Below are 14,744 nucleotides of genomic sequence, written 5' to 3'. Positions count from 1 at the left end.
AAATACGCTACCATTATAAAAAATGAATGGAGTGGAAGTATGGGGAATGCAGTAAACAGCAAAGATCAGCAGCTCGATTACCTGAAGAACAGACTCGATATGTTTATGAATGTCATTGATTCATTAGACCCTGAATCAACGGACGTTGAAGATATAGACCGGCTCATTGGCATGCTTGATGATCTGGAAGCAAAATACGAACGCTTTAAAAAGGATTGGGAATAACCCCCGGCGGATGCCGGGGTTTTTCTTTTTCCATAATGCGGCTGTATAAAAGGGCAGGGCCTACTGCAAAATAAGGAAAAATGCAGAAGGAGTGCTGGTCATGAAATGGTTTTGTTCAATTTGCTGCATGGCCGTTTTACTTGCAGGAGGCATCAACAGCGCAGAAGCCGTGCCGAATGAACGGATAAACTGGGGATTTAAACGCAGCGTCAATCATCAGCCGCCGGATGCCGGCAGACAGCTGGACAATCTGGTCAAAAAATATGATGCCTTTTATTTGGGCAATACGAAAGAAAAGACCATCTATTTAACGTTTGATAACGGATATGAAAATGGGTACACCCCCAAAGTGCTTGATGTGTTAAAAAAACATCACATCACGGGCACTTTTTTTGTCACGGGTCATTTTGTGAAAGAGCAGCCTGATTTGATTAAACGGATGTCAAAGGAAGGCCATATCATCGGCAATCATTCTTTTCATCATCCTGATCTGACGACAAAAACGGGCGATCAGATTCAAGACGAACTCGATTCCGTCACGGAAGCTGTGTACAACATTACCGGAAAGCGGGACAACCTGTATCTCCGTCCGCCGCGCGGCGTATTCAGCGAATATGTCCTCAAAGAAACGAAGCGTCTCGGCTACCAAACCGTTTTCTGGTCCGTCGCATTTGTCGACTGGAAGGTTAACGAGCAAAAAGGGAAAAAATACGCCTATGATCACATGATAAAACAGGCGCATCCCGGCGCGATCTACCTTCTCCACACTGTTTCAAAGGACAATTCAGAAGCTTTGGACGATGCCATTACCGATTTGAAAAAAGAAGGCTACACGTTTAAAAGCATTGATGACCTGATGTTTGAGAAAGAAATGAAGCTGCCGCGCCTGTAAAAAACACCTCTCCTGGTAATGGAGAGGTGTTTTGTTATTTGATACATTTAATCAAAGCGGCCCAATCCAGATCCCCGAAGCCTTGTGCGACCCCGCTTTCAAAATGGCTCTTCGCCAGTTCGGCAAGAGGGAGTTTTGCGGAAACCTGTTCTGCGGCGGCGAGCGCCAGATTGGTATCCTTCAGCCCTAAAGACATTTTGAAGCCGGCCGGCTCAAATTTCTCCTCAGCCATGATCGTGCCGTAATTTTGATAGACGGGAGAGCCAAAGAGCGCACCGGCGATTTCTAAAAATTGTTTTTGTTCTAAACCGAACTTTTCCATCATTAAGAATGATTCAGATAACGCCTCCAGCATAGAAACGAGCAAGAAATTGACGCTGATTTTCGCGGCATTGGCCGTTTTTGTTTCTTCACCCGTATCAAATACTTGCTGACTCAGGATTTTAAGCAGCGGTTCGGCCTTTTTCTTCGCTTCAGCCGGTCCGGCTGTGATGATGCGAAGCTCGGCCTTCTCGGCGGCATCGGGGCGGCCGAGGACGGGAGCGGCAATAAAGGACTGCCCTCTGCCCGAATGTGCGGCGGAAAGCTGTTCTGACAGCGCCGTACTGATCGTGCTCATTGAAATATGAATGCCGTTTTCAGATAACCCGGCAATAATGCCGCAAGCTCCGAACGTCACGCCTGTTACAGCTTCATCGTCTGACAGCATTGAAAGCACAATGTCCGCATGTTCAGCTGCCTGGCGGGGCGTTTCGGCATATTCGGCCCCTTTATCCAGCAGGTCAGCCGCTTTTTCTTTCGTCCGGTTATATACAGTCAGGCTGTATCCGGCTTTCATGATATTTTCGGCGATGGGGCGGCCCATATTGCCGAGTCCGACGATGGCGATCTTCATTTGACAGTCCCTCCAATGAAAAGTTTTCCACCATTATACATGCAAAATGGTTAATCTGCTGTGTACAGGATTTCCACCTTCAGTTCAGGTTCTGAAGACCATCCGGAGTCTGAGGCGGCTTTCCCCTTATAAAATCCGGTAAACCGCGTCTTGATGATTGTTTTCGAACGGGGCTTTACAGTGAACGTTTTTGATTTGAATGTGACGTCCTTTATGTTTTCTGATAAATCCGGCGTGACAGAAATGGTTTGTTCCCCTTTTCCGTAATGATTGATATAAAGCGTGCAGCTCATGCCCGCTCTTTTTCGCTCAATCAGATGACTGCATTCGCTGCGGTGCTTCAAATATTCGACAGACTCTTTTTCGGGCGCGAACTGTTTTAAGGAAAAAGCGGCATATTCGGTGGCAGGACTGATACCGGAAGCGGCCCCCATACTGAGAAAGATCAGAAACAGCCCCGCCGCGGGAAGCGTCCGCCTGAACGCGGCGGCACACCAGATTAACGCCGCAAAGTAAAGGACGACCCCGGGAATGACGGAGATATGGGCTCCGTCTTCCGACCAAGAGGAAAAGCCGAGTAACTCAAAGATGTAATCAGACACCGTACAGCCGTTATACAGCGGGGCAATGGACATGACACTGAATAGCAGGAGGACAGAAGAAATGATTTTGTGAGAAAAGATGGTAACGGCGCACACCTCTTTACGTTTTTTTCCAGACTATCATGTTTTCTCAAAAAAAAGAACAGCCGGCAGCCGTTCTTACTTGAAAATATTAAACCAGCCTTTGCGGGCGAACCAAAACAGCATGGCGGCCACAAGAACGGCCATGACGCCCAAAACGATAAAATACCCGTATTTCCAATGAAGCTCAGGCATGTTATCGAAATTCATGCCGTAAACCCCCGCGATGAACGTCAGCGGGATAAAAATGGTCGAGACGATGGTTAATGTCATCATAATGGCGTTCATCCGGTTTGAATTCAGCGTCACATAGCTGTCCCGTAAATCTGACGTCATATCACGGTTTGACTCGATCAGCTCGGCCAGTTTTAACAGGTGGTCATAAATATCGCTGAAATATGCCTTCGTTTCACGGCTTTCTTTTACATGGTCAAGGCTCAAAATCCGGTACATTAAATCGCGCATCGGAATGATCGTCCGTCTCAGGTTCAAAAGATCCGTCCGCAATTCAAACACTTCATTCATTAATGTGCCGTAAGATTTATGGGTTCTGCTGTCTTCAATTTCATTCAGCCGGTCTTCAATTTTGTACAGCACGGGGAAATATTCATCGACAAGCTGATCCATAATCATATAAGTGATGTGCCCCGGCCCTTTTTTGGCTAATCCCGGGGAAGCGAAAAACCGTTCTCTCACCCTTGAGACGCCGGGCGATTCGTGCAAATGGAAGCTGACGATGAAACGGTCGGACTGAAAAATGTCCACCTCTTCCATTTCCAGTGTGTCCGGGTTCAAGGCGTGGAGCACATAAAAACGGTAGCCGTCATAATGGTCGATTTTCGGCCGCTGCATGTGCTGAAAGCAATCCTCGATCGCAAGCGGATGAAAGTGAAAATAATCCCGCAGCAGCTCGGTTTCATGCATCTCAGCGCCGAAAAAATCAATCCAGTACCATGCGATGTCCGGTTGTTCTGTACGTGATAGGGGGATATTATCTAATATCTCATTATGTGTTGTGATTGCGGTTATATGTATCATAAACAACCCTCCGCCTGCCATTATATCATGCGGCGTTATGAAGAAAAGTATACGAATTGCCGCCCGGCCGCTTCATGATATACTTGGACAAAAAGGGGTGGAGCATATGTGGAAGGAAACCGTTTCGGTCACGCCGCCGTATCATTTTGATAAAGTCCTTGAAAGGCTGTCGCTCGATCCGCTGAATGCGGTCGATCTTCATGCAAGATCAATCAAAGTGCCGCTCAGAACACGGGACGGCAAACTGTCCGTCATCACGGTTCAAGCGGAAGGCACCGCCGCAGACCCGGTCTTCCTCGTCAGCGGAGAAACGGACCGCGAGGAGATGATTGAACGGATCAAACACATTTTTCAGTGGGAACAGCCGCTTCAGCCTGTGCTTGATCATTTCTCAAAAACAAATCTGTCGGCGCTTTTTGAGGAGCATGCGGGAACCCCGCTCGTCTTGGAATATGACGTCTACAACTGTCTCATGAAATGCATCATCCACCAGCAGCTCAACCTGTCTTTCGCATTTACCTTAACGGAACGGTTCGTCCATGCCTTCGGTGAACAAAAAGACGGCGTCTGGTGCTATCCCGAACCGAAAACGATCGCGGCGCTTGATTATCAGGACTTGCGGGAGCTCCAGTTCAGCATGAGAAAAGCGGAATATGCGATTGACATTTCACGCATGATTGCAGACGGAGCGCTCAATCTGGCGGAACTTACCCATTTATCGGATGAAGACATTATGAAAAAGCTGATCACCATCAGAGGCATCGGCCCGTGGACCGTCCAAAACGTCCTCATGTTCGGCCTCGGCCGCCCGAATCTGTTTCCTTTGGCGGATATCGGCCTGCAAAATGCCATCAAACGCCGCTTCGCCCTTGAGGATAAACCGTCAAAAGACGTGATGCTTCAGGTAAGCAGCGAATGGGCGCCGTATTTAAGCTATGCGTCCTTGTATTTGTGGAGAAGTATTGAATGAAAAACCGCTTTGAGGATTTTTGGAAACTTCCAGTGAAAAACATTAAGGAACCGCCGGCTGCATGTTATACTGAAAAGATGTGATATTTCAAATCAGCCGTTTTCCCAGGAGAAAGGCTTTATATAGAAACGGAGAGAAAAAAACGTGAATCAACATCAAAAAAAGGCGCCTGCCGAATTGAAAATCGGGCAGACATTTCCGCTGACCATCAAACGTCTCGGCATTAACGGAGAGGGCGTCGGCTATTTTAAGAAAAAAGTTGTCTTCGTTCCCGGCGCTCTGCCCGGGGAAGAAGTCGTTGCCGAAGCGACAAATGTGCAGCCGAAATTTTCAGAAGCACGCGTCAAAAAAATCCGCAAGCCGTCTGAACACCGCGTCACGCCGCCATGCCCGGTCTACGACCAGTGCGGCGGCTGTCAGCTTCAGCATCTGGCATACACCCAGCAGCTTCGCGAAAAACGCGACATTGTCATTCAGTCTCTGGAACGTCATACGAGATTCAATGTCGAAGAAATGAACATTAAAGATACGATCGGAATGGACAACCCTTGGAATTACCGGAACAAAAGCCAGTTCCAAGTCGGACGCTCGCAAAGCGGCAGCATCATTGCCGGCTTATACGGACTTGATTCTCATAAAATCGTCCCGATTAAGGAATGCATTGTCCAGCATCCGGCGACAAACAAAACAACGGGTATCGTCCGCCGTATTTTGGAAAAACACAACGTATCCGTTTATAACGAACGGACCAAAAAAGGCGATGTCCGCACCATCGTGACGAGAGTCGGTTTTGAAACAGGCGAAGTGCAGGTCGTGCTTGTCACTGCGAAAGAGACACTGCCGAATAAAGATGAGATCGTCAAAGCCATTCAGAACCGACTGCCGGAAGTGAAATCGATTATTCAAAACGTCAATGGCGCGCGCACATCCGTCATTTTCGGTGACAAAACAAAAGCGCTGGCCGGAAGCCATGCCATTCAAGAAGTGCTCGGTGACGTGTCATTTGAACTGAGCGCCCGCGCCTTCTTCCAGCTCAACCCTGAGCAGACGGTCAAGCTGTATGACGAAGTGAAACAAGCGGCTCAGCTGACAGGAAAAGAAAAAGTCGTAGACGCGTATTGCGGCGTCGGTACGATCGGCATGTGGGTTTCAAGCGGCGCAAAAGAGATCCGCGGCATGGACGTCATTAAAGAATCAATTGATGATGCGAAGAAAAACGCCAAAAAACACGGCATCAAAAACGCGGCATATGTCACAGGAACAGCCGAACACTGGCTCCCGAAATGGTCGAAAGAAGGCTTCCGTCCTGACGTGGTCATCGTCGACCCGCCGAGAACGGGCTGTGACAGAACATTTTTAGATACCATCAAAAAAGTAAAACCGAAACGCTTCGTCTACGTATCCTGCAATCCTTCCACACTGGCGAAAGACTTGCAGACGCTGTCGAAGGACTATCGCGTCGAATATATTCAGCCTGTGGATATGTTTCCGCAGACGGCTCATGTGGAAGCCGTGGCGAAGCTTGTGTTGAAATCGTCTAACTAAAATAAACAATTCGTAATCAGACCTGGATTCGGTATAAACATTTCCGATTTCCGGGTTTTTTTATGCGGAGCCTTTGCCCTGGCTGTCTTTTCTAAACTTTATGTTTCTTCTTTTCTCGGAGATCTTTATTTAAACTGACGAAAAGAGTTGAAAAACGTGTGGAAAAGCGAGTGAAAAACAGCCAATTTTGACCTCGTTTGTATAATGATGATGTGGTGTATTATGACATTATTGGGATAATGTAAAATAATTTGATATCATTGGTTTTAGATGAAGTTGTAACATTATTCAACTGTAAAGTATTTATCATGCCAAAGTAAGTAGGTCTTTAATAAAAGATAAACAGGAGGTGAAACCGAATGAGAGATATTGGAATTTCAACAACTGAACGAAGGTTCTGAAGTAGAAGCTGTAAAAGGCAAGGGTGCTTACTTACACTAATCACCAGCGGCAGTTGGCACATCGATAAAAGATCAAACACACTAAAAAAGCATGTTTGGTCGTTATACATAATATGAAAGCCTAAACAGGAAAAAAGGACCCCAATTATTTCCCTTATTCCCAAAAAAGGAATAAATCCGAGGCGGAACCACAAGTGATAACAACTCTTACAGTAATACCTGCGATGGTTATATCCTTAATAAGTAATTATCGCGACAATCGTGCTTCATCATATAATGATGTTAGATTGTCACTTGGCTAAAAAGTATTGCAGAAAAGGAAATGGTAATTGAAATGGGTAAAGTATATAAAAAACGACCGTTATATAAAAAAAGTTGGTTTCACACGTTGTTGGCATTTTTAATATCACAGCTTTATTTTAGTTTTGTAGAATTAACGGGATGGGGTCCGAATTATAGAGAAATGAATGGATTCCCAGCAAACATAGCTGAACTGGATTTCTTTCAAACATATCTTTCATTCTATGATAATCCATGGTTTAATATTGTCACTGTTTTCTTGGGGGTTTTCACTGTTATACAAATCATTACAGGTATAACAAAGAATATTCGAATGAAAGCAATAACTTCTGACGCCTTATTTAATGATGAAAGAAAATGAACACTTTCTTATTAATCTTATGAGTGAGGACTGCGGCACTTAGTCAGCAGTCTATTTTATTGGTTTTGGATCAGAATTACCGAAGCGTAACCTTATACAAATATATATAGGTGATTGTATAAAGATATTAACATATGGGCTTTGAAAGCCGATCGACCCTTAGTACATATACTGTATAGAGCCAAGCCACTTGCTGCGTTGGTTATTTCTAAACCATGAGCAAATCCGAAAAGATCCAGATTGAAGTTCTTGAATTCTGTTAAGTTCAAGTTTATTTTCTCTTCCCATCCTCTTTACTTCATGTGATTCACAATCGGCAAGTTAAGGCTTTTTCTTTTTACATTCTCTTCAGTACTCAGATATACCCCCCCCAGCCCCATTTGCTTAATCAACTTATTTCTTGAAATTTGTTTTATGGTAATAGGGAGAACTCATATGATATTCTATTTAGGTTGGACTCCTTTTTATCCAAAAAGAGCAAAAGTAAGGCCGCTAAGAAAGATGAAGGTCAGCGCTAATCTTAATAAACCACAATATAAATAAAAATTAGGTGTAGATAATCATCACACTTTTTCTCTCTCAGACCCTTTTAAAGGTGAAGGAGTTGACTGAGTTGATCAGAAATGAACGGTATGGGGTTAACTATAGCGGTAGTCTATTACGTTAACTCAATTAATGTGTTCTACTCCAGTTTGCTTTTTCACTTTTTAAAAAGTGAAATGTTCAAAATTTACTATCGTTTGATAAGAAGTGCTGACACATGCTATAAGTGTAAAAGAAGCATGGTCAGTTTTTAATTTTGGGATAAAGGTTTGGCTGTATCCCATCATGAAAGGATTTGGATTTGTTATGACAGATAATTTCTGGCGTGAATTACCGCGGCCATTTTTTGTACTGGCACCAATGGAAGATGTGACGGATGTCGTTTTTCGCCATGTTGTGAGTGAAGCAGGCAGACCTGATGTGTTTTTCACAGAGTTTACAAACTCAGAAAGCTATTGTCACCCGGATGGGAAGGATAGTGTGCGCGGCCGTTTGACTTTCACGGAGGATGAACAGCCGATGGTTGCCCACATATGGGGAGATAAGCCTGAAAACTTTCGCCAAATGAGTATTGGGATGGCGGAATTAGGGTTTAAGGGCCTGGATATCAATATGGGCTGTCCTGTCCCTAATGTGGCGGGGAATGGAAAGGGAAGCGGCCTGATTTGCCGTCCTGAAGTTGCGGCAGAATTAATACAGGTGGCGAAAGCAGGAGGTCTGCCGGTAAGTGTGAAGACGAGACTTGGCTACACGGATGTTGACGAATGGCGCGGCTGGCTGACACACATACTGAAACAAGACATTGCGAATCTTTCCATTCATCTGCGTACAAGAGCGGAAATGAGTAAAGTAGATGCGCATTGGGAGTTGATCCCGGAAATTAAGAAACTTCGTGACGAGATTGCGCCAGATACCCTTTTGACGATCAATGGGGATATTCCTGACCGGGAGACCGGCTTGAAACTCGCTGAACAATACGGTGTTGACGGGATTATGATTGGACGAGGCATTTTTACTAATCCGTTCGCCTTTGAAAAGGAGCCGAGAGAGCATAGCAGTAAGGAATTGCTTGATCTTTTGAGATTGCATCTGGATCTCCATGATGAGTATTCAAAAGAAGAAGCTAGAGCATATAAACCGCTCCCTCGCTTTTTCAAGATATATCTCCGCGGGTTCCGGGGAGCAAGTGAATTAAGAAATCAATGCATGAATACAAAGTCAACAGATGAAGTGCGTGCATTGCTCGATGACTTTGAGAGAAAGTATCTTGATGGGATGGAGCAAGAGTGACATAAACAACTCTTCATCCGGCCCGGAGTTCGGTTTGAATTCCGGGTCTTTTTGTGTGCAGCTTTTACCCAGACAGATCCATGGCCGGTTTCGTCATGCAGAAATAAACGAATAATGGTACATTGATAGGACATACATCATAAAGGGGGAGAGAAAAATGAAACGACTGTGCATCATCCCCTGCGGCAAGAAAAAAATTTGGGATGTCCATTCAGATACAGGGCCGGTAAGGGCGGAAGACGCTTATCTCAGCCCGTTTCATCAGGCATGCGAGCGATATGCGAAAGCATTTTTCGATGAGTGGGTGATTTTGTCGGCGAAGCACGGATTCCTTCGTCCGGATGATACTGTTCCCGGAAATTACGATGTCACTTTTGGAACCGGTCACCCGGAGATCATGGCAGCGGACGAGCTGCGCCGTCAATTTCATGAAAAAGGCTTTTCCGACGTCGAAGAGCTTGTCATGCTTGGCGGGAAAAAATACCGAAGTGTTCTAAATGCCGTCATCGGAGAGCATCAGCATATCACCTGGCCTCTGTCATCGTATAAAGGCATTGGCTACATGCTTCAAGCGCTGAATCAGGCTGTTGAAGAAAAGGATGAACTGCAGCACGTGGATATGAAAAAAAGAGTGTAACCACTCAAACGCCGCGATAGACTGTATGCGGAAGAATGAAGCAATAAAAGATTTCCGAGGAAATAAATACGTCGATCATTGTCAAAGACAGGGTGATGCCCGGTCTTTTTTTATGCCATAAAACGAGACAAAGGGAACAGATCGAGACAAAATGAGACACCTGTCTCAAACTGTCTCCATTGTAAAAATAAAAACATTCATTTTACGGGCTTCAAAGGCTGGCATGCTTCTTGCATTTATAAGTGTGAACCCTAAATAGAAGGAGGCGCCCAAAATGGAATTGTTAAAACGAGAAGGCTTGTCATTAACTGAGGAGAAAGCGCTGTGGATGTACCAAAAGATGCTGGAAATCAGGGGCTTTGAAGACAAAGTGCATGAACTGTTCGCGCAAGGAGTGCTTCCCGGATTCGTCCATTTGTATGCCGGTGAAGAAGCGATAGCTGCGGGGGTGTGCGCTCATTTACATGATGGCGACAGCATTACAAGCACACACAGGGGACATGGCCATTGTATCGCCAAAGGCTGTGATCTGGACGGCATGATGGCGGAAATATTCGGAAAAGCGACCGGACTGTGTAAAGGCAAAGGCGGCTCTATGCACATTGCGGATCTTGATAAAGGCATGTTAGGCGCAAATGGAATCGTCGGGGGCGGATTCACGCTCGCATGCGGATCAGCGCTCACGGCTAAATATAAACAAACTAAAAATGTAAGCGTTTGCTTCTTTGGGGACGGAGCCAATAACCAAGGCACCTTCCATGAAGGGCTGAACTTAGCGGCAGTATGGAACCTTCCTGTCGTGTTCATCGCCGAAAACAACGGCTACGGCGAAGCCACGACATTTGAGTACGCGTCAGCCTGTGATTCAATCGCCGATCGGGCGGCTGCCTACAACATGCCTGGGGTCACGGTGGACGGAAAAGATATTTTAGCAGTTTATCAGGCAGCCGGGGAAGCGATAGAAAGAGCAAGAAACGGCGGAGGCCCGTCTTTGATTGAATGTATGACTTACCGAAACTACGGCCATTTCGAAGGCGATGCCCAAACTTATAAAACAAAGGATGAAAAGACTGAGCATCTTGAAGAAAAGGATGCTATCCAAGGCTTTAAAAACTATCTTCTAAAAGAAACAGATGCAAATAAATTGTCAGACATTGAACAGCGAGTCAGCGAATCGATTGAAAAAGCCGTCTCGTTCAGCGAAAAGAGTCCGTATCCGAAAGAGTCAGAGCTGTTGACAGACGTCTACGTGTCATATGAAAAAGGGGGAATGTGAGATGGCGAGAGTCATAAGCATGTCGGACGCGATCAATGAAGCAATGAAGCTTGCGATGAGAAGAGATGAAAATGTGCTTTTAATCGGTGAGGATGTCGCCGGGGGAGCGGCGGTCGATCATTTGCAAGATGATGAGGCATGGGGCGGTGTACTCGGGGTCACAAAGGGGCTCGTACAGGAATTCGGGCGCAGCCGAGTGCTGGATACACCGATTTCTGAGGCGGGCTATATGGGTGCGGCCATGGCTGCGGCATCCACGGGGCTGAGACCGATTGCCGAGCTGATGTTTAATGATTTTATCGGAACGTGCTTTGACCAAGTGATCAACCAAGGGGCGAAATTCCGCTATATGTTCGGCGGTAAAGCGCAAGTGCCGATCACCGTCCGCACCACATACGGAGCCGGGTTCCGGGCAGCCGCTCAGCATTCGCAGGCGCTGTATGGCCTGTTCACCAGCATCCCGGGTCTGAAGACGGTTGTGCCGTCCAATCCGTATGACGCCAAAGGTTTGCTGCTGGCGGCAATAGAAGACAATGATCCGGTATTCTTTTTTGAAGACAAAACGTCCTACAGCATGAAGGGCGAGGTGCCGGAAGATTATTATACAATTCCGCTCGGAAAAGCGGATATCAAACGCGAAGGCAGCGACATCACGCTGTTTGCGGTCGGCAAGCAGGTTAATACCGCGCTTGAGGCGGCTGCACAGCTTTCTGAGAAAGGCATCGACGCCGAGGTGCTTGACCCCCGGAGTCTGTCTCCTTTAGATGAGGAAGCGATTTTCACATCGCTAGAAAAAACAAACCGGCTGATCATCATTGACGAAGCCAATCCGCGCTGCAGCATCGCCACGGATATTGCTGCGATTGTCGCCGATAAGGGCTTTGATTTGCTTGATGCGCCGATTAAGCGGATTACAGCGCCGCATACACCGGTGCCGTTTTCGCCGGTGCTTGAAGATCAATATTTGCCGACACCAGACCGTATTGTCAGCGTCACACTTGAATTGCTTGGCGAGCCGGCAATGAATTAAAGGAGGGATATAGAATGGCTGTAAAAGTAGTAATGCCGAAGCTGGGAATGGCGATGAAGAAAGGTGAAGTATCCGTCTGGAATAAAAAAGTCGGCGACCCGGTAGAAAAGGGAGAAAGCATCGCCAGCATCAACTCGGAAAAAATAGAAATGGAAATAGAAGCGCCTGAAAGCGGCACGCTTCTTCATATTAAAGTCAAAGAGGGAGAAGGGGTCCCGCCGGGAACACCCATCTGTTATATCGGGGAAAACGGCGAAGAAGTGCGGGAGAAGGAGGCGCCGGCTCCTGAAAAAGCAGGGAAACCGCAAGCTGAATCTGAACATATTCCCGCTCCAAAAGCCGGGCAAAAGCGTAAACACCGCGTGAAAATATCTCCCGTTGCCAGAAAAATGGCGGAGAAAGCCGGATTGAAAGTCGATACGCTGAACGGGACGGGTCCCGGAGGCCGAATCGTAAAAGCTGACGTCATCAAGGCGATGAAGACGGAAGCTGAACCGCAGTCTTCGGTACAGACGGCACAGCCGGAGGAAAAACCGGCTTCAGCGATGAGAAAAGTGATTGCAGACCGAATGCACAAAAGCCTGCAAAACAGCGCCCAGCTGACGCTGACGATGAAAGCGGACATTACGGAGCTTGTAAAATGGCAGCAGCAGCTCGCCGACAGCGCGAAAAAGCGGAGCGGTGTTAAACTGACGGTCACACATTTCGTATCCCGGGCCGCGGTGCTTGCGCTGAAACAGCATCCTGAGCTGAACAGCTCTTATCAAGAGGAGCGGATCATCACCTATCCATATGTCCACCTCGGGATGGCGGTTTCTCTTGAAAACGGTCTCGTCGTGCCGGTGATCCGGGATGCGGAAAAGCTTTCATTCCTTGAGCTTGCGGATCACATCAGCACATCGGCACGCCGGGCGCGGGAAGGCAATGCTTCCGGAGATGATCTGCACGGATCGACATTTTCTATTACAAATCTCGGGGGTTACGGAATTGAGCATTTCACCCCGATTCTTAATCCGCCTGAAGCCGGTATTCTCGGAGTGGGCGCAAGCTATGAAACGCCGGCGTTTAAAGGAGATGAGCTTGTCAAAAGCACCATGCTGCCGCTGAGTCTTACCTTTGATCACAGAGTATGTGACGGCGCCCCGGCTGCGGACTTCCTGAAAACGGTCAAAGCGCTGCTTGAAGAGCCTGCCGGTTTGATTTTATAGAGAGAGGTGAAAAAATGAAACTAGCCATTATCGGCGGCGGGCCGGCCGGATATGCAGCTGCCGTGACTGCCGCGCGGAGAGGAGCAGAAGTCGTTCTGATCGACAAAGGGCCGCTCGGAGGCACTTGTCTCAATGAGGGGTGCATCCCGACAAAGTCGCTTTTGGAAAGTGCGAATGTGCTCGATAAAATCAGGCATGCAAATACATTCGGCATCGAACTGCCGCAAAACATTACACTCAATTGGAACTGCATGCAGGGGCGCAAACGGCAAATCGTCAGCCAGCTCGTGCAGGGAATTCAATACTTAATGAAAGCAAATCAGATTAAAGTCATCAGCGGGACAGCCTCATTTCTCACAGAGCAGACATTGCTTGTTGAAGAAGAAGGAGGCGCAAAAGACATTCTGGAAGCGGACCGGATATTGATTGCATCCGGATCTGAACCGGCGGAGCTGCCGTTTGCCCCATTTGACGGCGATTGGGTGATCGACAGCAAAGATGCGCTTTCTTTACAGCAAATCCCTTCGTCTCTGCTCATTGTCGGGGGAGGTGTGATCGGCAGCGAATTTGCCTCTTTATTCAGCCGGTTTAAAACGAAAGTGACGGTGATTGAATCGGCTGACCGGCTGCTCCCGGCAGAAGACGGGGAAATCGCCGCCGCTTTCGAAGACTCTTTAAGAGACAGCGGGGCTGATATTCAGACAAAAGCCGCCCTTCAGCGGATTGACAAAGAAAGGAAAACCGCCGTGTGGACAAAAGACGGAAAAGAAATTGAGGCTCAGGCTGATCACATTTTGGTTGCAATCGGCAGAAAGCCGCGTTTGCAAGGGCTGAATTTGGATCAAGCCGGCATCCGGTATTCTCCGCGCGGGATTGAAGTCAATGACCATATGCAGACCAATGTGCCTCATATATATGCGTGCGGCGATGCGGCCGGAGGAATGCAGCTCGCGCATGCCGCCATTCATGAAGGAATCACAGCCGCCGCGCATGCCTCGGGAAAGGACAGCAAAGTCAATATGCGGGCGGTGCCCCGCTGTATTTATACATCGCCCGAAATGGCAGCTGTCGGGCTGACGGAAACACAGGCGAGAGAGACATACGGAGATGTGAAAATCGGAGAATGCTCATTTTCTGCTAACGGAAAAGCGTTAATTAAGCATCAGCACGGCGGCAAAATGAAAATCATTGCCGAACCGGAATTCGGAGAAATCGTCGGAGTGTCAATGATCGGGCCGGACGTGACGGAATTGATCGGTCAGGCGGTCATGATGATGAACGGTGAAATGACGGCGGATATGTCGGAGCACTTTATCGCGGCGCATCCGACTCTGTCAGAAACGCTTCAGGAAGCCCTGCTGAATGTCACCGGACTTGCGGTGCATTCCGTATAACCGGAATACCCTTTCTCAGATGAGAAGGGGTATTTTTCGTTGAAAGCGCTTTACTT

Annotated in this window: 14 protein-coding genes; 11 read left to right on the top strand and 3 right to left on the bottom strand. The window is 47.3% G+C overall.

Annotation, left to right across the window (positions count from 1 at the left end):
• Positions 1 to 39 precede the first annotated feature (39 nt).
• Positions 40 to 225 (top strand): SE1561 family protein, encoded by a 186-nt coding sequence (locus OWN49_RS15325; RefSeq protein ID WP_003155558.1) that lies wholly within the window; start codon positions 40 to 42, stop codon positions 223 to 225.
• A 100-nt stretch (positions 226 to 325) separates the two neighbouring features.
• Complete coding sequence (gene pdaA, locus OWN49_RS15320) at positions 326 to 1,117, top strand: delta-lactam-biosynthetic de-N-acetylase (protein WP_176283197.1); 792 nt, start codon at positions 326 to 328, stop codon at positions 1,115 to 1,117.
• A 34-nt stretch (positions 1,118 to 1,151) separates the two neighbouring features.
• Here the strand turns inward: pdaA and OWN49_RS15315 are convergent, their stop codons facing one another.
• The 3 genes from OWN49_RS15315 to corA form a co-directional block, all read right to left on the bottom strand.
• Positions 1,152 to 2,012: an NAD(P)-dependent oxidoreductase gene (locus OWN49_RS15315; RefSeq protein ID WP_176283198.1), complete on the bottom strand. Its 861-nt coding sequence runs from the start codon at positions 2,010 to 2,012 to the stop codon at positions 1,152 to 1,154.
• A gap of 50 nt (positions 2,013 to 2,062) precedes the next feature.
• On the bottom strand, positions 2,063 to 2,710 hold the full coding sequence (locus tag OWN49_RS15310; RefSeq protein WP_077721941.1) for a hypothetical protein: 648 nt from the start codon (positions 2,708 to 2,710) through the stop codon (positions 2,063 to 2,065).
• Between the two features lie 63 nt (positions 2,711 to 2,773).
• Entirely contained in the window at positions 2,774 to 3,733 is a 960-nt protein-coding gene (gene corA, locus OWN49_RS15305; RefSeq protein WP_003155549.1) for a magnesium/cobalt transporter CorA, read from the bottom strand.
• A gap of 106 nt (positions 3,734 to 3,839) precedes the next feature.
• Between corA and OWN49_RS15300 the strand changes: the two genes are divergently transcribed.
• From OWN49_RS15300 to lpdA, 9 genes are all read left to right on the top strand, one after another.
• A complete protein-coding gene (locus OWN49_RS15300) occupies positions 3,840 to 4,703 on the top strand; it encodes a DNA-3-methyladenine glycosylase family protein (protein ID WP_043866920.1) in 864 nt (287 codons plus the stop codon).
• Between the two features lie 144 nt (positions 4,704 to 4,847).
• Positions 4,848 to 6,248: a 23S rRNA (uracil(1939)-C(5))-methyltransferase RlmD gene (rlmD, locus tag OWN49_RS15295; protein WP_070081509.1), complete on the top strand. Its 1,401-nt coding sequence runs from the start codon at positions 4,848 to 4,850 to the stop codon at positions 6,246 to 6,248.
• Positions 6,249 to 6,983: 735 nt separating this feature from the next.
• Positions 6,984 to 7,310: a YfzA family protein gene (locus OWN49_RS15290; RefSeq protein ID WP_071391437.1), complete on the top strand. Its 327-nt coding sequence runs from the start codon at positions 6,984 to 6,986 to the stop codon at positions 7,308 to 7,310.
• Positions 7,311 to 8,159: 849 nt separating this feature from the next.
• Positions 8,160 to 9,143, top strand: coding sequence for a tRNA dihydrouridine synthase (locus OWN49_RS15285; protein WP_176283205.1), 984 nt, complete (start codon positions 8,160 to 8,162; stop codon positions 9,141 to 9,143).
• Between the two features lie 157 nt (positions 9,144 to 9,300).
• Positions 9,301 to 9,780, top strand: a complete 480-nt coding sequence (locus OWN49_RS15280) for a DUF6884 domain-containing protein (protein ID WP_070081510.1) — start codon at positions 9,301 to 9,303, stop codon at positions 9,778 to 9,780.
• 274 nt (positions 9,781 to 10,054) lie between these two features.
• Positions 10,055 to 11,056: an acetoin:2,6-dichlorophenolindophenol oxidoreductase subunit alpha gene (gene acoA / locus OWN49_RS15275; RefSeq protein WP_101562823.1), complete on the top strand. Its 1,002-nt coding sequence runs from the start codon at positions 10,055 to 10,057 to the stop codon at positions 11,054 to 11,056.
• A gap of 1 nt (position 11,057) precedes the next feature.
• The gene (gene acoB / locus OWN49_RS15270; RefSeq protein ID WP_069013139.1) at positions 11,058 to 12,086 is read left to right on the top strand and encodes an acetoin:2,6-dichlorophenolindophenol oxidoreductase subunit beta; all 1,029 of its coding nucleotides are present in this window, start codon (positions 11,058 to 11,060) and stop codon (positions 12,084 to 12,086) included.
• 14 nt (positions 12,087 to 12,100) lie between these two features.
• Positions 12,101 to 13,294, top strand: coding sequence for a dihydrolipoamide acetyltransferase family protein (locus OWN49_RS15265; protein WP_173613110.1), 1,194 nt, complete (start codon positions 12,101 to 12,103; stop codon positions 13,292 to 13,294).
• Positions 13,295 to 13,308: 14 nt separating this feature from the next.
• Positions 13,309 to 14,688 (top strand): dihydrolipoyl dehydrogenase, encoded by a 1,380-nt coding sequence (gene lpdA, locus OWN49_RS15260; protein ID WP_176283199.1) that lies wholly within the window; start codon positions 13,309 to 13,311, stop codon positions 14,686 to 14,688.
• Positions 14,689 to 14,744 lie beyond the last annotated feature (56 nt).

The organism is Bacillus sp. NEAU-242-2, assembly GCF_027853835.1.
In the GTDB taxonomy this organism is placed as follows: domain Bacteria; phylum Bacillota; class Bacilli; order Bacillales; family Bacillaceae; genus Bacillus; species Bacillus velezensis.
This window is presented reverse-complemented; position numbering and strand designations above follow the sequence as displayed.

Coding starts and splice junctions, on each gene's coding strand:
- OWN49_RS15325 (WP_003155558.1), top strand. CDS start 40: ATGGGGAATGCAGTAAACAGCAAAGATCAGCAGCTCGATTACCTGAAG.
- pdaA (WP_176283197.1), top strand. CDS start 326: ATGAAATGGTTTTGTTCAATTTGCTGCATGGCCGTTTTACTTGCAGGA.
- OWN49_RS15315 (WP_176283198.1), bottom strand. CDS start 2,012: ATGAAGATCGCCATCGTCGGACTCGGCAATATGGGCCGCCCCATCGCC.
- corA (WP_003155549.1), bottom strand. CDS start 3,733: ATGATACATATAACCGCAATCACAACACATAATGAGATATTAGATAAT.
- OWN49_RS15300 (WP_043866920.1), top strand. CDS start 3,840: ATGTGGAAGGAAACCGTTTCGGTCACGCCGCCGTATCATTTTGATAAA.
- OWN49_RS15290 (WP_071391437.1), top strand. CDS start 6,984: ATGGGTAAAGTATATAAAAAACGACCGTTATATAAAAAAAGTTGGTTT.
- OWN49_RS15285 (WP_176283205.1), top strand. CDS start 8,160: ATGACAGATAATTTCTGGCGTGAATTACCGCGGCCATTTTTTGTACTG.
- OWN49_RS15280 (WP_070081510.1), top strand. CDS start 9,301: ATGAAACGACTGTGCATCATCCCCTGCGGCAAGAAAAAAATTTGGGAT.
- acoA (WP_101562823.1), top strand. CDS start 10,055: ATGGAATTGTTAAAACGAGAAGGCTTGTCATTAACTGAGGAGAAAGCG.
- acoB (WP_069013139.1), top strand. CDS start 11,058: ATGGCGAGAGTCATAAGCATGTCGGACGCGATCAATGAAGCAATGAAG.
- OWN49_RS15265 (WP_173613110.1), top strand. CDS start 12,101: ATGGCTGTAAAAGTAGTAATGCCGAAGCTGGGAATGGCGATGAAGAAA.
- lpdA (WP_176283199.1), top strand. CDS start 13,309: ATGAAACTAGCCATTATCGGCGGCGGGCCGGCCGGATATGCAGCTGCC.